Source organism: Streptomyces sp. NPDC007025, from assembly GCF_042869455.1.
Lineage (GTDB): Bacteria > Actinomycetota > Actinomycetes > Streptomycetales > Streptomycetaceae > Streptomyces.
Genome location: NZ_JBIAFT010000001.1, coordinates 597,748 through 621,442, shown reverse-complemented (window position 1 = coordinate 621,442; position 23,695 = coordinate 597,748). Strand labels below are relative to the sequence as shown.

The window sequence follows — 23,695 nt, the reverse complement described above, 5'->3', positions numbered from 1 at the left end:
ACCCCCTCCCGGTGCGGTGTTCTGCGCGGCGTCACTTCGGCAGCTCCGGGACCTTGGGCGGGGCGACACAGCCCAGGCCGCCGGGCCGCATCAGGCAGGGGGGTCCCTGGACCAGCTTGAGGTAGTTGCCACCACCGGAGAGGGAGGCGGTGAAGAGCGGATCGAGGTCCTCGCCGCCGGTACCGCAGCCGGTGAAGGGCGGGATCTCGAACTTCGCCCGCAGGATGCCGCCCTTGAGCACCTCGTACTCGGGCTGCTTGCCCTTGAGTTCCAGCTCGATGGGCCGGGCGGTGCGGCAGCGCGGCCCCACGTCCAGCGGCACTCCGTTGACCTTCACGTCGTGCATCCGCAGGGTCTGGCTCAGGTAGATGGTGGCGTAGTTCGGCGAGGAGGAGCCGCGCTGCACCGTGACGATGGTCATCGGCGAGCTGGTGAACTCGATCCCGGCGGAGACCGGCATGAAGTCGAAGTCCAGGAAGGTCGCCCTGGCGTCCGGCAGGTCGAGCTCGCCCAGGTGGCGCAGCTGGTTGTAGCCCGGACCGACCGCCCACTCCTTCTGGATGAGAAGGTTCGCCGTGGTGGCACCGTCCCGCGGGTCGTTGATCACCATGGCGCCCCGCAGTTTGTAGACGTTGGACACGGCCACCGGGACGGCACACCAATGGATTCCTCCGATCGGACTCTCCCGTACGGGGATGCCGGGGGGAGGCTCCGGCAGCTTGGAGCGGTCCAGCTCGCCGGTGGGCCGCTCCTGTTCGCAGGGCTTGGCCGGCGGGAGCTGCGCCGTGCCGACATCGAGGCCGTTTCCGCGGCGCGCGGCGTCCTGCTCGTCCTCCGGCCGCTCGTGCGAGGCCGACGGGTCGGGCGACCCGGACGGGGAGGGGGGCGCCGAGGTGTCGGCTCCGTCGGCCGGACCGCCGATCCGCACCGTGGCCAGCAGCAGTTCCTGCCCTTCGGCGGGCCGGCAGCCGATCCGCACCGGCGCGGTGGCCGGCGGCGTCGTGGCGGGCTTCTCCCCGGGATCGTCCCCGGGCTTCTCCCCGGTGGGCTTCTCGCCGGCGGGCTTCTGCGCGGCGGGCGTGACGTCGAGCGCGAGCGCTCCGGCGGTGAAGCCGAGTTCTCCCCCGCGGGCCGCCGTCACCGGCGGCACGGTGCCGCGGTGGGCGAGGGTGAGGTCCTGCCCGGCGGGGACGGGGGTGGCGTCGGCCTGCAACGCGTCCCACCGCGCGTCGGCCGACCGGCCGTCCTGCGCCACCTGCACGGTCAGCTCCGCCTCCGAGGTCACCGACTCGGTCCCGGCGGGCAGCAGCTTCTCCAGCGCCTGCCGGGGAAGGACGACATCGGCGTGGAACTCGCCGATCCGGACGGGCTGCCCGGCGGTGGCCACCTCGGGGAACCGTCCGGAGAGCTCGACCTCGATCTGCCGGGTGCCGGAGGGAAAGGCGCACTCGTAGTCGGCCGTGAGCCGTGTCCGCTGTTCCTGCGCCTGCGACCCGGCGCCGGGCAGCACCCCGGCGACCAGCGCGAGGGCCCCCACGGCTGAGGCCCGCACGGTGTGGCGGCGGGGTGTCGCGCTGGACTTCACGGGACTCCTCGGAGAGGGCAGCACCCGCCCCTTGCCGGGGCGGGTGCGGCGGGCGGCGAACGGTCAGTCGGCGGTGATCGTCTGCGCCGGGTCGGTGTCGTAGGCGGCGTTGAAGGTGGCGGAGTCGCCGGTGTTGATCAGCCCGAGGCAGTTGGCGCTGGTGGCCTCGAGGTTGCCGCCGTTGATCACGAGTTGGTGTGTGGAGTTGTCGAAGTAGCCGGTCACGGTCGCGTCGGCGCCGCCCGGGCCCGCGAAGGAGGCGGTGCACAGCCCGTCCGGGTCCGAGATGGAGGCGGTGATGCCCGAGATCGAGCCGACCACCCGGTCCGGGTCGGCGGAGTCGACGGATTCCGCGTTGATGCTCAGCGGGCTGGAGACGGTGACGTCGAAGCTGATCCCGGCCAGGGAGCAGCCGGAGAAGGTCAGCGAGCTGATGCTGCCGAGGCCGGCGCCCGCGTTCCCGGAGCCGGTCTTCAGGCTGCCCGACGCGTCGGACGAGTCGCAGAAGAGGTCGGCGTTGGGTACGGACAGAGTGGGGTTGGCGGCGTTCGCCGAGAACGACCCGCCCGGTGTCACCGTCCAGGTCGCCGCGGATGTGGCGGCGGCGGAGGCGGCGGAGAATCCGAGGGCGGCGGTTGCGGCGACGGCCGCGACCGCTACTCGTCTGGTGAATTTGCGCACGTGACATTCCCTCCGTTGGATATGGGATCCTGAAGAGCTGTACTCCGCACCGGGGCGACATTCTCAGCACAGCAATTACTCATCGCACGTAGCGCTGCGCCCGCCATTTCCGTATGCCCTGCTGGGCGGCGGCAGAACAGGACGTTACGCACTGGTAACGCGGCGGTGCAATAGTTCGGTCCAAGATGCGGCAGGGCGATTTCCGGCCGCTGGTTTTCTTGTCAACAACAGAGCATCCGGGCCGTTGCGAACGCCCGGGATTCATCAACAGGTGCGCGTCGTCGGCCCCGACCGGTGACGCGCACCCCGCACGGTGGCAGCGTGGTGACGCCCGCGTGCACCCCGCGATCTTCCGCGTTGCGAGGGGGCTGCGCCCACGCGTCGGCTGGTCTATGGTCTGCGGTGCGCGAGCGCCGATGCCGTACCCCCCACCGGCTCGGGTCACGGCCCGCGCGGCTCCGGAAGGCGGTACGCATCCCGTCGGAGCGCCCGCCGGCCGCACCGGCCGTGTGCACACCCGGACTCGCCCCACCTTGGCCGGTTGGCTTTCGTCCCGCTCCGAGGCCGACAGTGGAAGGTACGTCCATGGTGCAGTCAGCAGCAGCCTCTCGGGCCCGCACGCAGGCGCCGGGAGCGCTCCCCCAGGAACTGGCCTCCGTGATGTGGCCCGAACTCCCCGTCGTGGCCGAGGAGATGATGCAGGAGATCGGCCGCGCCGTGCCCGAATACCGGCCCCTGCTGGAGGGGTCGTACCGCACGGTGCTGCTGCACTGCGTGCGCCAGAACCTCACCAGCTTCGTCGAACTTGTCGCCGACCCGACGGCCTCCACCGCCGAGCGGGATCAACTCTGCCGGAGATTAGGCGCGTTCGAGGCACACGAGGGCAGAGGGCTGCACTGCCTCCAGTCGGCGCTGCGGATCGGTGCCCGGGTGGGGCTGCGCCGCGCGACGACCGTGGGGACCCGCTACAACCTGCCCGCGTCCCTGATCGTCGCCTTCGCCGACGCGGTGTTCGCCTACACGGACGTGATCGAGTCGCTGTGCCGCGAGGGCTATGTGGCCGCGAAGGGCGGCGATGAGGATGCGTGGGAGTCGCAGCGGGGGCGGCTGCTGCGGCTCATCCTGGCCGGGGTCGCCGATGCCGTCGCCACCCGCCGCGGCCCGGAGCCCGCCGACGGGCAGCACACCCCGGCCGATTCGGGCCCCGCGCTGCCCTCCCCGCTGGCCGAACTGGCCCGCCGGGTCGGCTGGCGCATCCCGGAGCGGGTGACCCTGGTGGCGCTGAGCCCGGATGCAGGACGCAACGGGTTACGGCTGCCGGGGCGGCTGGACGAGGACGTACTGGCCGAACTGGGCGAGCAGCGGCCGCACCTGCTGGTGCCCGGCGAGATCGACGGGCCGCGCGCGGCCATGCTGGAGGCGGCGTTGGCGGGCCGCCACGCGGTGCTCGGGGTGACGGTGGAGCTGGGCAGCGCGGCCGACTCGCTGCGCTGGGCGCGGCAGGCGCTCTCCCTCGTGGAGTCGGGCGCACTTCCCCAGGCGGCGCTCACCCGCTGCGAGGACCATCTGGTGACGCTGTGGCTGATGGGCGACCCGGCGCTGGCCGAGCGGCTGGCCGTACGGCAGTTGGCTCCGCTCTCCGGGCTGACTCCGGGGCAGCGGGAGCGGCTGGTCGACACGTTGCGCACCTGGCTGACGACGCGGGGGACGGCGGCCCAGATGGCGGAGATCCTGCATCTGCACCCGCAGACGGTGCGCTACCGGATGCGGGCGCTCAAGCGAGTCCTGGGCGCCCAGCTCGGCGACCCCGACCAGCGGTTCGCAACCGAACTGGCGCTGCGTGCCCAGCATCTGCGGCGCCCGGCGGGCGCGCGGCACCCGAGGGCCGTGCACGCGCAGGGCCGGGAGCCGGAGCTGCCCCGGGGGCACGAGGGCGGCTGACGCCCCGGGGCAGCGGCGGACGCGGATCCCACGCGATGCGTGGGGTCAGGAGGTGGCGGGGTCGGTGGGGGCGGACGCCTGGTCCAGGTCGAGCGTGAGGGTGTTGCCGTCGCCCGGCACCATGCTGTTGATGACCGGGGTGGCGAGCAGGCAGTGCTCGAACTTGGGGATGGTGTAGGTCCCGCTCAGCTTGCCGCCCTTGAAGACGTTGAATCCGGGCTCGGAGTCCAGGTCGATGACCGCCGGGGTCTTCGTCTTGCAGTACGGTCCGACCGGGGTGGGGATGCCGCCGATCTTGAGGTGCTTCAGCCGCAGGGTGAGGTGCGAGGTGGTGCTGACCTCGCCGGTCCGCACGTCCAGCGTTCCGGTGGTGGGCTCCTCCTCGATGAACTCCGTGGTGACGGTGACCGGGATGCCCAGCGCCTTGAAGGAGCCGGGTGCGTCCGGGAGCCGGGTCTGCGCGGTGAGCGCGCCGGTGGTCATGTTCGTCGAGGTCTTCAGGGTGCCGGGGCCCAGGGCCAGGTCGCTGTCGGTGCCGGCGAGATGGGTGGTGCCGGTGATCGGGTAGTCGAGGCGGACGGGTGCCGCGGCGGCTCCGGACTCCGCGTGCGCGGCACCGGCGGCCAGGGCCGGGGCGACACAGCCGAGGGCGGCCGCGGCGGCCACGGTCGCGCGACGCGCGGCCGGGCGGCGGGGAGATCCGGACAGCGTGCGTCTCATATCAGCTCCTGAAGGTCGAGGAACGCACTTACGCGCATGGGTGGACCCCGTGGCCGACTCGGGACGGACCACGGGGTCCGGGCCGCGAAATGCGGCCGAATATGACTCGCGAGCCATGGCGCCGACGGAATGGCGGCGCCCCGGTGGAATTGAACGTTACGAGCGGGTAACTGAGCATGCAACAGCCATTCCTTGATTTCTTTCGAAGCCTGGCGGCACGGGACGTTTCTTGTCTGTGCCGACGCAATGCTGTGACGATCTTCATCCGTGACTGAGCAGCGGGACGGCCCGGCGCCCGGACCGCGGCGCACCGGCGGCCGGACACCCGCGGTCCGGGCGGGGGCTCGGTGTGTCCGGGGCATTGCATTCTCCTTACGCATGAGTAAGTTGACAGTCCTGTCACCAAGCGCGCACCGGCCCAGGCACCACCCACGCACCCGCGAACAGGAGCCGACGAGATGGGCGTCCGGAAGAACCTCAAGGCCGCGAAACGCCGCAGCGACCTGGCAACCCGCGGCCCGGTGGAGGTGTTCGAGGAGAACGGCCGGATCCGGTCGGCCCGGGCCGAGGCACTGGCCCCGCCACCGGCCACCGGAAGCCTCGCCGACCTGCCCTTCACCAATGCCGCCGAGGCGCCCGACGCGATCGTCATGCGCCGCAGGACCACGAACGGGTGGCTGCCCGTCTCCGCGGCCGCCTTCGCGCGCGAGGTCACCGACACGGCCAGAGGGCTGGTCGCAGCGGGGCTGGAGCCCGGGGCCCGGGTGGGCGTGATGTGCCGCACCCGCTACGAGTGGTGCGTCCTGGACTTCGCCGTCTGGGCCGCCGGCGGCCAGACCGTCCCCGTCTACCCCACCTCCTCCGCCGAGCAGGTGGAGTGGATCCTGCGCGACTCGGGCGCGTCCCACCTGTTCGTCGAGACGGCCGAACACACGGCCACCGTCGGACCCGCACTCGCGGCACAGCAGCCCCGGCCCCGGCTGTGGCGGATCGACCCGGCGGGAGACGGCCGCCCGGCGCTGGAGCAGCTGGCCGAGCTGGGCCGGGAGATCCCCGACGAGGAACTCACGCGCCGCCGCGCCACGCTCGGCCCCGGCACCGTCGCGACCCTCTGCTACACCTCGGGCACCACCGGCAGGCCCAAGGGCTGCATGCTCAGCCACGGCAACCTGCACGCCGAGGCGGCCAACACCGTCGAACTGCTGCACCCGATCTTCAAGGAGGTCACCGGGCAGACCGCGGCCACCCTGCTCTTCCTGCCGCTCGCGCACATCCTCGGCCGGACCCTGCAGATCGCGTGCCTGGCCGCCCGGATCGAGTTCGGACACTGGCCCAGCATCAGGCCCGCGGAGCTGCGCCCCGAGATGCGCTCGTTCCGCCCGACGTTCATCGTCGGCGTGCCCTACCTCTTCGAGAAGATCCACGACACCGGGCGGGAGACGGCAGAGCGGCTGGGCCGCGGTTCCTCCTTCGAGCGCGCGGACCGGATCGCGGTGCGGTTCGGCGAGGCGGACCTGGCCCGCTTCCTGGGCACCGGCAGGGGGCCGGGGCCGGGCCTGCGGCTGGCCCGGGGCGTGTACGACCTGCTGGTCTACCGGCGGATCCGCAAGGAGCTGGGCGGCAGGCTCCGGCACGCCATCAGCGGCGGCTCGCCCCTGGACCGCCGGCTGAACCTGTTCTTCCGGGCCGCCGGCATCACCGTCTACGAGGGATACGGGCTCACGGAGACCTCGGCAGCCGCCACCATCACCCCGCCGCTCGCCCCGCGTCCCGGGACCGTCGGCCGCCCGGTGCCCGGCACCGCCGTGCGCATCGCGGACGACGGAGAGATCCTCGTCAAGGGCGGCATCGTCTTCGGCGGGTACCGCAACCGCCCCCGGGAGACCGCCGAGGTGCTCGACGACGGCTGGTTCGCCACCGGCGACCTGGGAACCCTGGACGCGGACGGCTATCTGACCGTCGTCGGCCGCAAGAAGGACATCCTCATCACCAGCGGCGGCAAGAACGTCTCCCCCGCTCCGTTGGAGGACCGGCTGCGCAGCCGTCCGCCGGTCGCGCAGTGCATGGTCGTCGGCGACGGCCGCCGCTACGTGGGGGCACTGGTCACCCTGGACCCGGAAGCGGTCGCGCACTGGCTCCGGGTGCGCAGGCGGCCGTCCGGCACTCCGCTCGCCGTACTGCGCGAGGACCCCGAACTGGTCGCCGCCGTGCAGCGGGCCGTCGACCATGCGAACGAAGCCGTCTCGACGGCCGAGTCAGTCCGCCGGTTCCGGATCGTCGAGGGCGAGTTCACCGAGGAGAACGGCCTGCTGACCCCGTCGCTGAAGGTCAAGCGCGCGGCCGTGGCCGAAGCGTACGCAGCCGACATCGACGCACTCTATGCCCAGGACGGTCCGGGCCGCTGACGGCGGGCCGCTGACGCCAACGGCGCCCGGACCAGCCGCCCGGGGGTCCGGACACCGGCGGCCCGGCCCCGGTCTTCGGCCCCGGCCGCCGCGGGCCCACGAACTGTCCGCCACGGGTCACACCATGGCGTCGATCCCGGTCAACGCGCGGCCGATGAGCAGCTTCTGCACCTGGCTGGTGCCCTCGTACAGCGTCAGCACCCGGGCGTCCCGCAGATATCTGCCGGCCGGGTACTCGTCGACGAAGCCGTAACCGCCGAAGGTCTGCAAGCAGTCGCCGCTGACCCGCACGGCCGTCTCGGAGGCGTGATACTTGGCCACCGACGCCTCCGTCGCGTACTGCTTGGGCGTGGCGCCCGCGTCCGCCATCTGCGCCACCTGCCGGGTGAGCAACCGGGCGGCACGGATCGCCACCTCCGACTCGGCCAGCAATTCCTGCACCAGTTGGAAGGCGGCGACCGGCCTGCCGAACTGCTCCCGCCCGGTGGCGTAGCCGACGGCCGCGTCCAGCGCGCCCTGCGCCAGGCCGACCGCGCCGGCCGCCACCGAGATCCGCCCCCGGGAGAGCGCGCCGAGCGCGATGCCGAGCCCCCTGCCGACCCCGCCCAGACGCGCGGAGTCCGGCACCCGCACCCCCTCGTAGGAGAGTTCGGCCGTGGCCTGGCCCCGCAGGCCGAGCTTGCCGTGGATGGCGGTCGCGGAGAAGCCCGGCGCGTCGGTGGGGACGAGGAACGCGGTGATGCCGTCCTCGGCGGTCCGCGCGAAAGTGAGGGCCACATCGGCGACGGTGCCGTTGGTGATGAACATCTTGGCGCCGTCGATGATCCAGTCGCCGCCCGGCCCGGTACCGGCCGGGCCGCCGGGGGCCCGCCGGGCGCGGGTGCGCAGCGACCCGGCGTCCGAGCCGGTCTCCGGCTCGGTGAGTCCGAAGCAGCCGAGCGCCGTCCCGGCGGCCAGCCGCGGCAGCCACTCCTGCTTCTGCTCCTCGCTGCCATGAGCCGCGATCGTCTTGGCGACGAGACCGAGCGAGACGGAGACGATGCCGCGGACCGAGGAGTCACCGCGGCCCAGCTCCTCGGTCACCGCCGTGTAGGACAGCATGTCGGCCGGCACCCCGCCGTACGCCTCTGGCAGGGTGAGACCGAGGAACCCGAGTTCGCCCAGCCGCCCCGGTATCCCGGGATCCACCGCTTCCGCCCGGTCCCACTCCCGCGCGTGCGGTACGACCTCCCGGTCGACGAAGTCCCGTGCCAGCGCGCGGAAGTCCCGCTGCTCCTCGCTCAGCCCGAAGTCCCGCTGATCCATGCTTTGCCTCTCTGCTGCGAAAACTGCGAACCCTGTTGCGAACCGATTCCGCGAAGCGCCCGGCCCGCCCGCGGCCGCCGGGGAAAGGTCATTCCGGCAGACCCGGCATCGGGGTGCGCAGTGGCAGCCCCAGGTTCGCCCGGTGGGTGAGCCAGGGGGTGGGCCGGTAGCGGGGGTCGCCGGTCTCCTGCGCGAGCGCCCGGAGCAGGGACAGGATCCGTGCCGAGCCCACGGTGTCGGCCCAGGCCAACGGCCCGTGCGGATAGCCGAGTCCGAGGGTGACGGCGGTGTCGATGTCGTCCGGGTCGGCGATGCCGCGCTCGGCGATCCCGGTGGCGACGTTCACGATCGAGGCGAGCAGCCGCTGCGCGACCGACCCGGCGGTGTCCCGTACGACGCTCACCGCGTGCCCGTCCCGGGCCAGCACGGCCACCGCGTCCCGTACCGCCTCGCCGTCGGTCGCGGGCGTCACGGCCAGCACCCGTCGCGGAGTGCCCAGCGAGAGCGGGTCGACGCCCAGGGTCCGCTCCGCGGGCAGCCCGTCGGCGGCGACCGCGGCCGACACCGAGGTACCCCAGGTCGGCACCAGCACCAGAGCGTCGGCCGCGGGTTCCCGCGGCGTGCCCAGCCCGGCGAGTCCGTCCCCGACCAGCCGTACGGCCCGCCCGGGGTCGCCGCCCTCGATCCGGGGCTCGGGCAGCCCGGGCCCGGGGTCGCCCTCGCCGTAGGAGTAGAAGCCCCGCGCCGACTTGCGCCCGTGGAGCCCCGCCGCGACCCGGTTGGCCGGGAGGTAGGAGGGCCGCAGCCGGTCGGCGTGCCGGAAGCCGTCCCAGACGGTGTCCATCACCGAGGCGGTGACGTCCAGCCCTGTCAGGTCCATGAGTTCGAACGGGCCCATCCGCAGCCCGAGCACGTCGCGGGCGATGCGGTCGATCGCCGGATGGCCCGCGACGGATTCCTCCAGCAGCGCGAACGCCTCGGTCACCAGCCCGCGCCCGGCGTGGTTGACCAGGAAGCCCGGGGTGTCGGCCACGGTCACCGGGTGGTGCCCGGACTCGGCGACCAGTGCCGCGAGGAACTCCGGCACCTCCTCGCGGGTGGCGGCCCCGGGCACCACCTCGACGAGCCGCATCAGCGGGACGGGGTTGAAGAAATGCAGCCCGGCGAGCCGGCCCGGGTCGCCGAGCCGCGCACCGATCCGGGTGACGGAGAGCGAGGAGGTGTTGGTCGCGAAGACCGTCGCGGCGGGCAGCGCCCGCTCCAGGCCGGTGAACAGCTCGGCCTTGGTGTCGAGGTCCTCCAGCACCGCCTCGATCACCAGCCCCGGAGCCTCGGCGCCGCCCGCCGCGTACGGCGACTCCAGTGCGACCAGCGCGGCCGCGGCGCGGTCGGCGTCCGCGCGGCCCATCCGCCCCTTCGCGGCGGCGCGCTCCAGCATGGCGCGGACGAAGGACACCGCCTCGGGCACCGCCTCGGGCCGCGCGTCGGCCAGTTCGACGGTGTGGCCGACCGTGACGGCCCACTGGGCGATGCCGCGCCCCATGGTGCCGGCTCCCACAATCCTGATCCGCATGAACGCTCCCTCTGCGCACCCCGCGGGGCTACGCTGTCAGCGACCATTGATCTGAGTCCAATACCAAATTAGAGTCTTTTTAAGACGAGCGACAGATCAGTGGTCCCTCCCCGGGGCCGATCCGACCCCGCCCGGCGGGCTCTCCGACGCCGCACCTCGGAACTCCCGCAGGCCCTCCCGGAAGTGAGCCCGCCGTGGAACTGCGGTACCTCGCCGCGTTCATGGCCGTGGCCGAGGAACTGCACTTCGGCCGGGCGGCCAAGCGGCTGCACATGGCCCAGCCGCCGCTGAGCCAGCAGATCCGCCAGTTGGAGCGGGAGCTCGGAGTCCGGCTGTTCGAGCGCAGCACCCGTTCGGTGCGGCTGACCGGCGCGGGCGAGTCCTTCCTGGAACCGGTCCGCGGAGTACTGGCCGATCTGGAGGCCGCCACCCGCGTCGCCCGGGCCGCCGGGCGCGGTGAACACGGCCGGGTGAGCGTGGGGTTCGCAGGCGCATCCAGCCACACGGCACTGCCCCTGCTCACCCGCGGCGTCCGCACCGCGTACCCCGGTATCGAGCTGGTGATGCAGGGGCAGAACTACGCGAACCGGGCCCTCGCCCGGGTCGCCGAGGGCTCCCTCGACCTCGGCTTCGTACGGCTGCCCGTGGACCGGCCCGGCGTGGAGGCCCGGGTGGTCGCCGAGGAGGAGCTGGTGTGCGCCCTCGCCTCGGACCATCCGCTGGCACGCCGGGAGCGGGTCGACGTCGCGGAGCTGGCCGGGCAACCGTTCGTCAGCTTCCCCGCCGACACCGGCTCCAGCCTCCGCGACGCCACGTTCCGGACCTGCGAGCGAGCGGGCCACATCCCCCGCGTCGTCCAGGAGGCCCCGGACTCGTACACGATCCTCGCGCTGGTGGCGATGGGTGTCGGGGTCACCCTCACGCTCACCTCCTGCACCCACATCCAGCAGACAGGACTGGTCTACCGCCCGCTCGACGGACCGCCGGTGGTGCTCCGCTCGGCGCTCGCCTGGCGTGCGGACAACCCCTCCCCGGCCCTGCGCAGCGTGCTGGAGGTGGCCCGCGAGGTGCTGCCCGCCCCGCCGTCGGACCACGAACCGGGGGCTGTGGGACCGATGTGACCGAGCCCGGCGCCCGAGCCGACGCCCACCAGAACGCCCTTCGACCGGACCGCTCCTGGAAAGGCCACCGCATGTCCGAGCGCACCGACATCGTCATCTGCGAACCCCTGCGCACCCCGATCGGCCGGTTCGGCGGGGCGCTGGCCGGGCAGCGGCCCCAGTCACTGGCCGCGTTGCTGATCTCGGAGATCGTCTCGCGTACCGGTATCGCCCCGGAGCGGATCGACGAGGTGATCCTCGGGCAGGCCTACCCCAGTGCGGAGGCGCCGGCGCTGGGACGGGTCGCCGCGCTCGACGCGGGGCTGCCCGCCTCGGTGACCGGCACCCAGATCGACCGGCGCTGCGGCTCGGGCCTGCAGGCGGTGTTGGACGCCGCGATGCAGGTCCGTGCCGGGTTCAGCCAGGTCGTGATCGCGGGCGGAGCCGAGGTGATGAGCGCCGCGCCCCACTACACCCACGAGGGCCGCTGGGGCATCAAGGGGCCCGGCCTGACCCTGCACGACTCCCTGGCCCGCGGCCGGATCACGGCGGGCGGCGCGCACCACCCGGTGCCCGGCGGCATGATCGAGACGGCCGAGAACCTGCGCCGCGAGTACGCCATCAGCCGGGCGGACCAGGACGCGCTGGCGCTGCGCTCCCAGCAGCGCGCCGGAGCGGCCCTGGCCGAGGGCCGGTTCACGGCGGAGACGGTGCCGGTGACCGTGCGCACCCGCAAGGGCGAGACCGAGATCGGCACCGACGAGCACCCCCGCCCCGGCACCACCGCCGACCAGCTCGCCGCGCTGCGGCCGGTGCGGCTCGCGGAGGATCCGGCGGCAACGGTGACGGCGGGCAACGCCAGCGGCCAGAACGACGCGGCGGCGGCCTGCCTGGTCACCGCCGTGGAGACCGCGGAACAGCTGGGGCTGCGGCCCCTGGTCCGGCTGGTCTCCTTCGCCCGGGCCGGAGTGCCTGCCGAGACGATGGGCCTGGGCCCCGTCGGGGCCACCCGGGACGCGCTCGCCAAGGCCCGGCTCGACCTCGCCGACATCGATCTGATCGAGCTGAACGAGGCGTTCGCGGCGCAGGTCCTGGCCTGCACCCGCGCACTCGGCCTGACCGAGCGCGACCACGAACGGCGGATCAACGTGAACGGCTCGGGCATCTCGCTGGGCCACCCGGTGGGTGCCACGGGCGCTCGCGTCCTGGCGACCCTGGCGCACGAGATGCGGCGCGGCGGCGCCCGCTACGGCCTGGAGACGATGTGCATCGGCGGCGGCCAGGGGCTCGCCGCGGTCCTCGAACGCATGCCGGACGCGGGCTGAGCGGCCTCGTGGAGGCGGCCCGTTCCGGGACGGCGACGCCGAGCGCGCGTGCCGGGTGCCGGGGCCGACGGGCGGACCGGACCGTGCAGGGACGGCCTAGCCGCGGGAGAAGGGCCTCGTGAGCGGCTCGGCGGGCTCCTCGTCCGGCAGTTCGTCGGCGATCCGCCGGAGCATGTCGCGGGTCTCGGACGGCGGCATCGAGCAGGTCACCAGGCGGTCGGTGACGCGGCGGTACGCCTCGATGTCGACGTCGTCCTCGAGGTAGCGGGCGCTGTGCAGCTGTTCCAGGTACACGATGTCGGGCAGCTCGCTCTCGGGCAGCCGCAGCAACGTGACGGGGCCGCCGGCCGCCGCGTGCCCGCCCGCGCTGAAGGGCATGATCTGCACCGTGACGTGCGGCAGTTCGCTCATCGCGCACAGGTGCCGCAGCTGGGCGCGCATGGTGGCCGCGCCGCCGACCGGACGGCGCAGCGCCGCCTCGTCGATGACGGCCCACACGTGCGGGGCCCGCGGGCCGTAGAGGATCTGCTGGCGGCGCATTCGCAGGTCCACCCGCCGCTGGATGCCCGCCTCGGGCTCCTCGTCGTGGATGAGTTCGACGACGGCGCGCGCGTATCGGCTGGTCTGGAGGAGACCGGGCACGAACTGCACCTCGTAGGTGCGGATCACGCTGGCCGCCTGTTCCAGCCCCAGATAGGTGTGCAGCCAGTGCGGGACGACGCCCTGGAAGGACTGCCACCAGCCGGGAGTGTTGGCCTGTTCGGCGAGCGCGGTCAGTACCGCCCGCTCGCTCTCGTCGCAGACGCCGTAGATCGTCAGCAGGTCCGCGATGTCGCGCAGCGCGCAGCCGGTGCGGCCCTGCTCCAGGTCGCGGATCCGCTGATGGGTGACCCGGATCGCCTCCGCGGCCTCCCGCCGGGATATGTACTGCGCCTCCCGCAGCCTCCGCAGCCTGGTGCCCAGCACCAGTCGGGGTACTGCCGGGGACGCTCCGCCTCCTTCCGTCGAACTGTCCGACACGGCGTCTCTGGCGGCCGCTTCACCGCCAGTGACGTCAGTGATGCGCATACCGCTGCTCCCGTACCGTAGCCGCATGGGTCTCGCCACCTTCCAAGTTTCCCTCCCCGCTCCGATGTGGCCTCATGGGGGTACCTGCCCAACTAGCCGTGCAGTCAGGCACACCGTGTCAAGGCTTCTTGCCCTTGGCACATCCCACTGCGCCGCCCGCACGGTTTCGAAACGGAACCGAAGCGGAAGCGGTCCGGGCCCGGTGCGGCCCCGAACGAGCGGCGCCCGATCCGGTGGCCCGGCGCACGGCGCCTTGCTCTGATCGCCGAGGGAGAGTAAACGCTGCGGGCATGGGAACGACACGGCGGACGCCGGAATCCGAGGCGGCAGCGGGGACGACGACAGGCGCGGCACAGCCCGGTGGCGGTTGTCACGAACCCGGCCACGGGCGGGAGCGGGCCCGCGCCGCGGCCGCGCGGCTCGCCCACGCCGGAGTGCACGGCACCGCGCTCACCTGGGTCGACAACGCGGGCCTCACCCGGGTCAAGGCCGTGCCCGCCGACAAGCTGGCGCAGGCGGCCGCTACCGGCGTCGGCATGTCCCCGTGCTTCGACGTCTACCTCGTCGACGACTCGATGACCGCGAGCGAGTACATCGGCGGCCCCGACGGGGATCTGCGCCTGGTGCCGGACCTGGACCGGCTGACGGTGCTCTTCGCCCAACCCGGCTGGTCGTGGGCGCCGGTGGACCGCCACGAGCAGGACGGGAAGCCCTACGCGGCCTGCCAGCGCGGCTTCGCCCGCCGGATGGCCGCGCGTGCGTCGGCCGAGCACGGCATCGAGCTGCGGATGGGGTTCGAGACCGAGTGGGTGGCGGTGCGCGGCCCGCTGCCCGGAGCGGAGAGCGAGCCCGCGTACCCGACGACCGGTCCCGCCTACGGCATGGCACGGCTGGTGGAGAACACGGACTATCTGCGCGACGTGCTGGCGGCGCTGTCCGCGCAGGGGGTGGAGGTGCTGCAGATCCATCCCGAGTACGCGGCGGGCCAGTTCGAGGTCTCGGTCGCGCCGTCGGACCCGGTGGGCGCGGCCGATCTGGCGGTGCTGGTCCGGGAGACGGTGCGGGCGGTCTCGCTGCGGCACGGGCTGACGGCCTCGTTCGCCCCCGTCGTGGACCCGGCCGGGGTGGGCAACGGCGGGCATCTGCATCTGAGCCTGTGGCGGGACGGGCGCAACCTGTGTGCGGGCGGCGAGGGGCCGTTCGGTATGACGCGGGAGTGCGAGGCGTTCCTGGCCGGGGTGCTGCGCGCGCTGCCCGCGCTGCTTGCGCTGGGCGCCCCCTCCCCCGCCAGCTATCTGCGGCTGCGCCCGTCCCGCTGGGCGGGTGCCTTCCGGTGCTGGGGGCTGGAGAACCGAGAGGCGGCGCTCCGGTTCGTCGCCGGCCGGACCGCCGCACCGGACGGCGCCAACGCGGAGCTCAAGTGCGTAGACGCGGCGGCCAACCCGTATCTGCTGGTGGGCGGCGTCCTGGCGGCGGGGCTCGCGGGACTGGCCGACCTGGCCGCCGGTGGCCGGAGCACCCGGCTGCCCGCACCCGTCTCCGGAGACCCCGCGCTGCGCGGCGACCAGCCCGGGCTGCCCGGCTCGCTGACCGCCGCGCTGGAGCGGTTCGAGCGGTCCGAGGTGCTGCGCGAAGCTCTGGGTGGGCCGCTCTTCGACGCCGTCCGCGCGGTGCGGGCGGGTGAGATCGCACTGTTCGAGGGGGCGAGCGAGCGGGAGATCGCCGCCGCGACCCGGGGGAGGTACTGAATGGCTGCTCTTCCGGCGCCCCCGGACCCCGGGCCCGGGGCGTTCCCGGCACTGGTCGACCAGCACTGCCACGGAGTGCTGCGGAGCGGACCCGAACCGGACGCGTTCGAGGACTGGCTGACGGAAGCCCACCCCGCACCCCGCGGCACGCCGCGGTCCGGCTCTTCGCCGCAGGAGGCCGGCGTCCCGTGCGGCTACTTCGACACCCAGCTCGGCTTCGCGGTACGGCGCTGGTGCGCTCCCGTGCTCGGCCTCGAGCCGCACTGCCCTCCCGAGCGCTATCTCGCGCGGCGTGCCGAGCTGGGCACCGCGGAGGTGACCGGCCGCATGCTGCGGGCCAGCGGGATCACCACCTTCCTCGTCGACACCGGGCTCCCCGGTCACCTGCTGACGCCGGGCGAGCTGGCCGAGTCCGCAGCTGCCGAGGCCCATGAGATCGTCCGGCTCGAGCGGCTGGCCGAGCGGGCCGCCGACGCCGCGCGCGACACTCACAGCTTCCTGGCGGAGGTCTCCGACGCGGTCCGCGAATCGTCCCGCACCGCCCGGGGCTTCAAGTCCGTGGTCGCCTACCGCTGCGGGCTGGAGCTGGCGCCCGCTCCGCCCGCCACCTCGGAGATCTACGCGGCGGCCGACCGCTGGCTGGCCTCCCGGGTGCCCGGCGGCCGGCTCTCCGACCCGGTCCTGGAGCGGCACCTGCTGTGGTCCGCCGTACGGACGGGGCTGCCGCTGCAACTGCACACCGGCTTCGGCGATCCGGACCTGCGCCTGGACCGCTGCGACCCGCTGCTGCTGACCGACTTCATCCGCGCGGTGGCCCCCTACGGCGCCCCGCTGGTCCTGTTGCACTGCTACCCCTACCAGCGCGGCGCGGGCTATCTGGCGGCCGTCTTCCCGCATGTGTACGCCGACTTCGGGCTCGCGTTGAGCCACACCGGGGCCCGTGCCGGCGAGGTGCTGGCCCAGCTGCTGGAGCTCACCCCGTTCGGCAAGCTCCTCTTCTCCACCGACGCCTACGGCATCCCGGAGCTCTTCCTGGTCGGTGCCCGGCTCTTCCGCGAGGCGATGACGGAGCTGACCCGGGAGTGGGTGCGCCGGGGCGCGTGGGCGCCGTCCGATGCGGAGCGGGTGACCCTGATGGTCGCCGGTGGTACGGCCCGGCGGCTCTACGGCCTGTGAGCGCCCGGCGAAGCGGGGCCTTTCGTGCCCCGCCGGGAAAGTCGGCCGGCGCACCGGCCGGTGCGGGACCGGGGAGGAGGCGGGGAGTCTCCCACGGCCGCGGTGCGGCGGCGGAAGACTCCCCGTGGGCATCTGCTCAGCCGATGTTCACGTCGACGCAGGCGTAGAACGCGTTGGCGGTGTCGGCGACGTTCCAGACCGCCAGCACGGTCTGCCTGCCGGTGAACCCGCCGAAGTCGACGTCGTGCGAGAGCTGGGAGGGTGGCTGCTGCCCGCCCTGGTCGAACTCGGCGATCTGCCGGCCGTCGATGAAGTACTGCCAGGTGGTCGTGCGGTGCGCGGCGGTCAGCGTCCAGTTGAAGGTCGCGGAGCTGCCGACGTCGGCCACGTTCCAGCCGTGGTCGTCGTCGCGCAGCTCGGCCCACTCGTCGTGGCCGCCGGCGCAGTCCTGGAGCCCCTTGGGGCCTTCGACGCTCTGCGGCTCGTACTTGATGGAGCCGCACTCCACGACTCCGGCGGCACACTGCGCCTGCCGGCTGGCGGGGTCGCTGATGTAGCCGTGGGCGCTGGCGGGGGTCACGGACAGACCGAGGACGAGCAGGGGCGAGAGCCCGGCACCGACGAGCGCGGCCAGCTTCCTTTTCTTGTGCATGTCAACTCCTTCGGCAGCGGTACCGGCGAGCCGCCGCCCGCACCCGGCGGTACTGCCGAGCGCGGCACGGAGTGCGGCACCCCGGATCCCGGTGGGGGGTCATCCGATTGGTCTAGACTTAAGCAAGTGACCGCACACGGTCAAGACATCGGACACCACGCGGTCACAGCAGTCACAGCGCCGCGCACGCCCGGCGGCCTCACGCGCCGCGGGTGAGCACCAGCAGCGCCATGTCGTCCTGCCGCCGGCCGTCCGTCCACTCCGTGACCGCCTTGACCAGCGCATCGGCCAGTTCGTCGGCGCGGCTCAACCCCGCAGAGCACAGCCCCCACCGGACGTCGAAGAAGTCGCCCTGCGCGTTGCGCGCCTCGGTGACCCCGTCGGTGACCAGCACCAGGGAGTCGTTCGGCGCCAGCGGGAAGGTCTCCTCCACCGGCGCACCGGTCGCGGAGCCGAGCCCGGTGGAGAGCGGCAGTTCCGGGTGGGTGGGCTCCAGGCAGACGGCGTTGCCGTCGTGCAGCAGATAGGGCGGCGGATGCCCCCGGTTGAGCACGGTTACCGTGTCGCCGCTGGGCGGGATCTGGACGAGGAGCGCCGTGACGAACCCCTCGACGTCGTCCTCCGAACCCCGGCGGCGCTCCCCCTCCCGGTCCAGAGCGCGATCGAGGCGGTCGGCCAGTTCGTGCAGGGTCGGCGCGTGCTCGGCGGCCTCCCGGAAGGCCCCGACGGCCACCGAGACCGCGGAGACGGCGGGCAGGCCCTTGCCCCGCACGTCGCCGATCACGGCCCGGATGCCGAACGGCGTCTCCTGCAGGGCGTAGAGGTCGCCGCCGATCGCCGCCCCCTGCTGGGCCGCCACATAGCGGTCGGCGACCGCGAGCGGCCCCACGTCGGCGGGCGGCGCCGGCAGCACGGCCCGCTGCGCGGCCTCGGCGACCGTCAGCGCGACGGCCAGATTGCGGCCCTGCCGGTCGACGAGCCACTTGATCCAGAGCCCCACCAGGCTGACGAACAGCACCGCCGCCACATCGATGAGCAGCGCCGAACCCGCACGGCCCGCGGACCCCGCCGACCCTGCCGCCGCCACGCCCGCCGCGAGCGCGAACAGCGCGCTGACCCGGAAGGAGTAGCTCAGACCGGCCACCATCGAGGTGCAGGCCAGCAGCGGCAGCCCGTAGTACGGCTCGGGTGAGAACACGTCGGCCGCCACGCCTCCGAGCAGCAGCAGCGGCGGTGCCACGTACGGCACTCTGCCCAGTCCATCCGCGGGCCCGCCCACCCGGCCCTCCTGTTCCTGTCGGTCCGACGCGCGGACAGAGCCGATTCCTTGTCCCGGCGATTCTCCCATTTGCGTATATTTCTGCATGGTCTTCGCGGCCGGGAACCGCCGAAGAGAGCCGCGGAACCGCCGACGGCCCGGCCCGCGCGGGCCGCCCGGCGGCCGGATTCACCCGTTCGGCCCGCGAGCCGCGCCCGGGCACGGACGGCTCGCCCCCCGCGGGACCTCCCGCCGGCCGCCGGGGCGGGGGCGGTTCGTCGCCGGCCGGCCGGAAGGGGTGCCGCACCCGGCACCCCGCGCCGAGTGGCTCCGGCCACGGGCGCCCGCGGGGCCGGCGGCCACTACCCCCGACAAGGGGTAGCGGACCGCCCCGTGGGGCAGGTAAGTGTGACCCACGACACCCGAAGTGCTTCCGTGGAGGCTGCCGTGCCCGCGCCCGTACCCCACCCCACGCACCCGGCCGCGCGCAGCTACGCCTCCGGGCCTTCGACGACTCCGCTGCTGGGCGACACCATCGGGGAGAACCTGGACCGGACCGTCGCCGCCCACGGGGAGCGGGACGCACTGGTGGACATCGGCAGCGGACGACGCTGGAACTACCGCGAGTTCGGTGCCGAGGTCGAGGCCCTCGCGCTGGGGCTGCACGAGCTGGGCGTCCGCAAGGGCGACCGGGTGGGCATCTGGGCACCCAACTGCCCGGAGTGGACACTGACGCAGTACGCGACGGCCAAGCTGGGCGCCGTCCTCGTCAACATCAACCCCGCCTACCGCGTGCACGAACTGGCGTACGTGCTCGCCCGGGCGGGGATCCGCACCCTGCTGGCCGCCCGAAGCCACCGGGAGTCCGACTACGCGGCGATGATCGGGCAGGTGCGCGGCGAGTGCCCCGCGCTGGAGGACGTCGTACTACTCGGCGAGGCGGAGTGGGCCGGGCTGCTGGAGGGCGGCCGTGCGCGGCGGCCCGAGCAGGCCCGGGAGCTGCTGGACGGCATCGCCGCCACGCTCTCGGCCGACGACCCGGTCAACATCCAGTACACCTCCGGCACCACCGGCTTCCCCAAGGGCGCCACTCTCTCCCACCACAACATCCTCAACAACGGCTACTTCGTCGGCGAGCTGTGCCGCTACACCGAAGCCGACCGGATCTGCCTGCCCGTGCCCTTCTACCACTGCTTCGGCATGGTGATGGGCAACCTGGCAGCCACCAGCCACGGCGCGTGCATGGTGATCCCGTCCGCCGCCTTCGAGCCGGCGGCGGCGCTGCGGGCGGTCCAGCAGGAGCGCTGCACCGCGCTGTACGGGGTGCCGACGATGTTCATCGCCGAGCTGGCCGAACCGGGCTTCGACTCCTTCGACCTGACCAGCCTGCGCACCGGCATCATGGCCGGCTCGCCCTGCCCGGTGGAGGTGATGAAGCAGGTCATCGAGCGCATGGGGATGGCCGAGGTGTCGATCTGCTACGGCATGACGGAGACGTCGCCGGTCTCCACCCAGACCCGGGCCGACGACTCGGTCGAGCGCCGGGTGTCGACGGTCGGCCGGGTCGGCCCGCACCTGGAGGTCAAGGTCGTCGACCCGGACACCGGCCGGTGCCTGCCCCGCGGCGAGCCGGGCGAACTGTGCACCCGCGGCTACTCGGTGATGCTCGGCTACTGGGAGCAGCCGGAGGCGACCGCGGCCGCCGTCGACGCCGCCCGCTGGATGCACACCGGGGACCTGGCGGTGATGGACGCGGAGGGGTACATCAGCGTCACGGGCCGGATCAAGGACATGGTCATCCGCGGCGGCGAGAACATCTATCCGCGGGAGGTCGAGGAGTTCCTGCACACCCATCCGGATGTTCTCGACGCACAGCTCGTCGGGGTGCCCGACGAGCGCTACGGTGAGGAACTGATGGCGTGGATAAGGATGCGGGACGGCGCGGCGCCGCTCACGGCGGACGACGTCCGCGCGTTCTGCTCCGGCAGGCTCGCGCACTACAAGATCCCGCGCTACGTCCATGTGGTCGACGCCTTCCCGATGACCGTGACGGGCAAGATCCGCAAGGTCGAGATGCGCGAGCGGTCGATCGAGCTGCTGGAGGCGGAACGGCAGTCCGGCCCCGGCGACGGGCACCGAGCCGCCCCGCAGTCGAACACCCCGTCGAACTGATCAGCGCAGCGGAGGAGTCGAGGTTGCCTTCACCCGACCGTTCCCGTTCCCACCCCCGCGTTCCCGGCGGCGCGGTGCCCTTCTCCCGCGCCCCGCTGCGGCAGGGGGACACCGACGCCTACCGGCACGCCCTGCGGCTGGCGCGGCAGCGCACCGGTGTGCGCACGGTCTTCGGCGGGGAGGTCGCCGACGGGGCGCTGCGGCTGACGGAGTTCAACGGCACCCTGACCGACTCCATGCGCGGTCTGCGGGTGGTACCGGGCCGGGGGCTGGGCGGTTACGTCCTGACACACCAGCGCCCCTACGCGGTCAACGACTACGTACCGGCGACCACCATCACCCACGACTACGACAGCCCCGTGCGCCGCGAGGGCATCCGCGCGATAGTGGCGGCCCCGGTCACCGTGCAGGGCGGGGTGCGCGGCGTGCTCTACGCCGCGGCCCGCGACACGGCGCCGCTGGGGGACCGCGCGACCGCGGCACTCATGGACGCGGCGCGGCGCCTGGCGAGCGAGCTGGCCGTGCGCGACGAGGTGGACCGGCGCGTCCGGCTGCTGGAGGGCGCCGCCGAGGCCCCCGCTCCGGCCCCGGAGCCGGCCGCGCCCGGGCTGGACGCGCTGCGCGACCTGCACGCGGAACTGCGCGGCATCGCCCAGGAGATCGAGGACACGGCGCTGCGGGACAGACTGCGCCAGGCCTGCGACCGCTTCCTGCGGGCCGGGGTCGAGTCCGACTCCGGCGACAGCGGACCGGACGCCGACTCCGGTGGCCGGCCGGACACCCCGGCCGCGGACCGGCCGCGGCTCTCCCCGCGCGAACTCGATGTGCTCTCCTACGTGGCGCTGGGCTGCACCAACGCCGAAGCGGCCCAGTACCTGGGGCTGGAGGCGGAGACGGTCAAGGCCTATCTGCGCAGCGCGACCCGTAAGCTGGGCGTCCACAGCCGCCACCACGCGGTGGCGGCCGCCCGCCGGCACGGCCTGCTGCCCTGACCGCCCGCCGTTCCGAGGGGCGCCCCTCGCGGCCCGGGGCAGAAGGTACCGGGCCGGGGTGCGGAACGTCCGCCGGGGCGGGCCGGGCGGCCGCCCCGGGAGCACCGCGCGGCCCGGGTGCCCCGATCGGCCGATCCACGCGGAGCGCAGTCGGTCGTTAACCCCCACATGATCACTGCACTACGACACCCCCTTCCGGCCCTGGAGACACCGCCGCAGCACGGAGGAGAGGCGGGCGCACGATGAGCAAGCGGCAGAAGGGACGCAGGCACCGCACGGTCGACCGCACCCCGCGCCCGGTGGGCTCCGCCGTCCGGGCGCGGTCCGTCCGGGCGACAGCGGCGGACCGGACGGCCCCGGACGCAGCGGCTCCGGACCGGACAGCGGCGCACGGGACGGCACCCCACCGCACCGAAGCTCCCGCGACCCGGCCCGTGCCCGCACCCGGCGGCACCCCGCTCGGCACTTCCGAGGCCGCGCCGCGGTCCGGGCCCGGCCAGCGGCCGCAGCGCGCTCCGCGACCGCCGTCCGGATCCGAGGCGGCGGACGAGCTCTTCCGCACCCCCGCCCGCGACGGAGGGCTCGGTCAGAGCGCGGGCCGTACGTGGGACCGGGTGCGGGCCGCGGGCGCGTCGGGCACGACAGTCGAGGAGCTGTCCGCCAGCGTGGGATACCAGGAACGCACCGTGCTCAAGCACCTGCTGGGCCTGGCCGAGCACGGGCTCGCCGAGCAGCACGGCCCCGGCCGTTGGCGCCCCGTCTGCGAGGACGGCGCTGAGCCGGGCGACGAGCGGCACGTCGTACCGGACCGGTCCCGGGTGCCGACGGGCGCCTGAGGTTCCCGGCCGGGTCCCCCGCCACGCGGTCCGGTACGGCGCAGAGGCGTACCGGACCGCTCCCCCACCTGCGGAGTCCGCATGACCGAACCGACCGGCCGCACCCTCGTCGCGGGGATCGGCAACATCTTCCTGGGCGACGACGGCTTCGGTGTCGAGGTCGTGCAGCGGCTGGCCCGGCGCCCGCTGCCCGGCCAAGTGCAGGTCCTCGACATCGGCGTACGCGGCGTGCACCTGGCCTACCAGGTGCTGGACAGCTGCGACACGCTGGTCCTGGTGGATGCCGTGCACCGCGGGGGCGCCCCGGGGACGGTGCGGCTGATCGAGGTGGCCGAGGAGGACCGCGCCTGCACGGCCGGGGTGCCGGCCGTCGACGGGCACCACATGTCACCGGACGCGGTGCTCGCCCTGCTGGAGACACTGCGGGAGGGTACCGGAGGCAGCGCGCCCCGGCGGGTGTTCGTCGTCGGCTGCGAGCCCGCCGACCTGGCGGAGGGCATCGGTCTGAGCGCCCCGGTGGCCGCCGCCGTGGACGAGGCGGTGGCGGTGGTGGAGCGGCTGCTGGCGGACGAACCCGGGTGCGCTCCCCCGGCGGCCCCGGCACCGGCCGGCGATCCCGCCGCGACCGGGCAGCCGGGCTCGGCCGGGCGGGCACAAGCCGCCGAACGGCGGACGGCCGCGCGGGAAAGCGGCGTGGCGGCCTCGGGGTGACCGGCGGTGCCCCCTGTAATGGTGCGGGCCGCAGCCTGGTCCGTACCGCGCAGGGGAAGTGACCGATGCACGAGATGTCCATCGCCATGGCAGTGGTCTGCCAGGTCGAGGAGGCGGCGCGCACCCACGGCGCCGCGGGCGTCGAGACGGTGACCCTGCAGGTGGGCGAACTCGCCGGGGTCGTCCCCGACGCACTGCGCTTCTCCTTCGCGCTCGCCTGCGAGGGCACCGTCCTGGCCGGCGCCGAGCTGGTGACCGACCAGGTGGCGGGACGCGCCCGGTGCACGTCCTGCGCTCGCGAGTGGGAGACGGGGCAGCCCCCGCGGTTGGGCTGCCCGCGGTGTGCGGACTCGCGCACCGAACTGCTGTCCGGCCGTGAGCTACAGATCGCCACCGTGCGGTGGGCCGAGGACCCGCGGCGCACCCGAGCCCTTGAGGAGCTGTGAA

At 73.7% G+C, this 23,695-nt stretch carries 19 protein-coding genes; 11 read left to right on the top strand and 8 right to left on the bottom strand.

The window, feature by feature from the left end:
- Positions 1-31: 31 nt before the first annotated feature.
- Both ACFYMO_RS02565 and ACFYMO_RS02560 read right to left on the bottom strand, forming a co-directional pair.
- Entirely contained in the window at positions 32-1,585 is a 1,554-nt protein-coding gene (locus ACFYMO_RS02565; protein WP_366770460.1) for a DUF6801 domain-containing protein, read from the bottom strand.
- 63 nt (positions 1,586-1,648) lie between these two features.
- Positions 1,649-2,266, bottom strand: a complete 618-nt coding sequence (locus tag ACFYMO_RS02560; protein ID WP_366770461.1) for a hypothetical protein — start codon at positions 2,264-2,266, stop codon at positions 1,649-1,651.
- 585 nt (positions 2,267-2,851) lie between these two features.
- Here ACFYMO_RS02560 and ACFYMO_RS02555 point away from each other — a divergent pair.
- Positions 2,852-4,207 (top strand): helix-turn-helix domain-containing protein, encoded by a 1,356-nt coding sequence (locus ACFYMO_RS02555; protein WP_388543614.1) that lies wholly within the window; start codon positions 2,852-2,854, stop codon positions 4,205-4,207.
- Between the two features lie 45 nt (positions 4,208-4,252).
- On the opposite strand, the gene ACFYMO_RS02550 is transcribed toward ACFYMO_RS02555, so the two are convergent.
- Positions 4,253-4,927 carry a hypothetical protein gene (locus tag ACFYMO_RS02550; protein WP_366770463.1) on the bottom strand — a complete coding sequence of 225 codons (675 nt, stop codon included), beginning with the start codon at positions 4,925-4,927 and terminating at the stop codon, positions 4,253-4,255.
- Positions 4,928-5,385: 458 nt separating this feature from the next.
- On the opposite strand from ACFYMO_RS02550, the gene ACFYMO_RS02545 reads away from it, so the two are divergent.
- Positions 5,386-7,332 carry an AMP-dependent synthetase/ligase gene (locus ACFYMO_RS02545; RefSeq protein WP_388543612.1) on the top strand — a complete coding sequence of 649 codons (1,947 nt, stop codon included), beginning with the start codon at positions 5,386-5,388 and terminating at the stop codon, positions 7,330-7,332.
- A gap of 117 nt (positions 7,333-7,449) precedes the next feature.
- Here ACFYMO_RS02545 and ACFYMO_RS02540 read toward each other — a convergent pair whose 3' ends face one another.
- Together ACFYMO_RS02540 and ACFYMO_RS02535 are read right to left on the bottom strand one after the other, a co-directional pair.
- Positions 7,450-8,637, bottom strand: a complete 1,188-nt coding sequence (locus ACFYMO_RS02540; RefSeq protein WP_366770465.1) for an acyl-CoA dehydrogenase family protein — start codon at positions 8,635-8,637, stop codon at positions 7,450-7,452.
- A gap of 88 nt (positions 8,638-8,725) precedes the next feature.
- The gene (locus ACFYMO_RS02535; protein WP_366770466.1) at positions 8,726-10,210 is read right to left on the bottom strand and encodes a 3-hydroxyacyl-CoA dehydrogenase; all 1,485 of its coding nucleotides are present in this window, start codon (positions 10,208-10,210) and stop codon (positions 8,726-8,728) included.
- Positions 10,211-10,404: 194 nt separating this feature from the next.
- Here ACFYMO_RS02535 and ACFYMO_RS02530 point away from each other — a divergent pair, with 194 nt between their 5' ends.
- Positions 10,405-11,331, top strand: coding sequence for a LysR family transcriptional regulator (locus tag ACFYMO_RS02530; protein WP_388543610.1), 927 nt, complete (start codon positions 10,405-10,407; stop codon positions 11,329-11,331).
- Between the two features lie 71 nt (positions 11,332-11,402).
- The gene (locus tag ACFYMO_RS02525; protein ID WP_366770468.1) at positions 11,403-12,635 is read left to right on the top strand and encodes an acetyl-CoA C-acetyltransferase; all 1,233 of its coding nucleotides are present in this window, start codon (positions 11,403-11,405) and stop codon (positions 12,633-12,635) included.
- A gap of 96 nt (positions 12,636-12,731) precedes the next feature.
- Here ACFYMO_RS02525 and ACFYMO_RS02520 read toward each other — a convergent pair whose 3' ends face one another.
- Positions 12,732-13,703, bottom strand: coding sequence for a helix-turn-helix transcriptional regulator (locus tag ACFYMO_RS02520; protein WP_366770469.1), 972 nt, complete (start codon positions 13,701-13,703; stop codon positions 12,732-12,734).
- A gap of 434 nt (positions 13,704-14,137) precedes the next feature.
- Between ACFYMO_RS02520 and ACFYMO_RS02515 the strand changes: the two genes are divergently transcribed.
- Together ACFYMO_RS02515 and ACFYMO_RS02510 are read left to right on the top strand one after the other, a co-directional pair.
- Positions 14,138-15,451, top strand: a complete 1,314-nt coding sequence (locus ACFYMO_RS02515) for a glutamine synthetase family protein (RefSeq protein WP_366770541.1) — start codon at positions 14,138-14,140, stop codon at positions 15,449-15,451.
- Positions 15,452-16,627 carry an amidohydrolase family protein gene (locus tag ACFYMO_RS02510; protein WP_366770470.1) on the top strand — a complete coding sequence of 392 codons (1,176 nt, stop codon included), beginning with the start codon at positions 15,452-15,454 and terminating at the stop codon, positions 16,625-16,627.
- Between the two features lie 136 nt (positions 16,628-16,763).
- On the opposite strand, the gene ACFYMO_RS02505 is transcribed toward ACFYMO_RS02510, so the two are convergent.
- The gene (locus ACFYMO_RS02505) at positions 16,764-17,279 is read right to left on the bottom strand and encodes a lytic polysaccharide monooxygenase auxiliary activity family 9 protein (protein WP_366770471.1); all 516 of its coding nucleotides are present in this window, start codon (positions 17,277-17,279) and stop codon (positions 16,764-16,766) included.
- Between the two features lie 199 nt (positions 17,280-17,478).
- On the bottom strand, positions 17,479-18,558 hold the full coding sequence (locus tag ACFYMO_RS02500) for a PP2C family protein-serine/threonine phosphatase (RefSeq protein ID WP_388543607.1): 1,080 nt from the start codon (positions 18,556-18,558) through the stop codon (positions 17,479-17,481).
- Between the two features lie 426 nt (positions 18,559-18,984).
- Between ACFYMO_RS02500 and ACFYMO_RS02495 the strand changes: the two genes are divergently transcribed.
- The 5 genes from ACFYMO_RS02495 to hypA all read left to right on the top strand — a co-directional run bounded on the left by ACFYMO_RS02495 (position 18,985) and on the right by hypA (position 23,694).
- Positions 18,985-20,709: an AMP-binding protein gene (locus ACFYMO_RS02495; protein ID WP_366770473.1), complete on the top strand. Its 1,725-nt coding sequence runs from the start codon at positions 18,985-18,987 to the stop codon at positions 20,707-20,709.
- Positions 20,710-20,732: 23 nt separating this feature from the next.
- On the top strand, positions 20,733-21,701 hold the full coding sequence (locus ACFYMO_RS02490; RefSeq protein WP_366770474.1) for a LuxR C-terminal-related transcriptional regulator: 969 nt from the start codon (positions 20,733-20,735) through the stop codon (positions 21,699-21,701).
- Between the two features lie 242 nt (positions 21,702-21,943).
- Positions 21,944-22,537 (top strand): hypothetical protein, encoded by a 594-nt coding sequence (locus ACFYMO_RS02485; protein WP_388543605.1) that lies wholly within the window; start codon positions 21,944-21,946, stop codon positions 22,535-22,537.
- 81 nt (positions 22,538-22,618) lie between these two features.
- Complete coding sequence (locus ACFYMO_RS02480) at positions 22,619-23,248, top strand: hydrogenase maturation protease (protein ID WP_388543603.1); 630 nt, start codon at positions 22,619-22,621, stop codon at positions 23,246-23,248.
- A 65-nt stretch (positions 23,249-23,313) separates the two neighbouring features.
- Complete coding sequence (gene hypA, locus ACFYMO_RS02475; RefSeq protein WP_366770477.1) at positions 23,314-23,694, top strand: hydrogenase maturation nickel metallochaperone HypA; 381 nt, start codon at positions 23,314-23,316, stop codon at positions 23,692-23,694.
- Position 23,695: the final 1 nt, after the last annotated feature.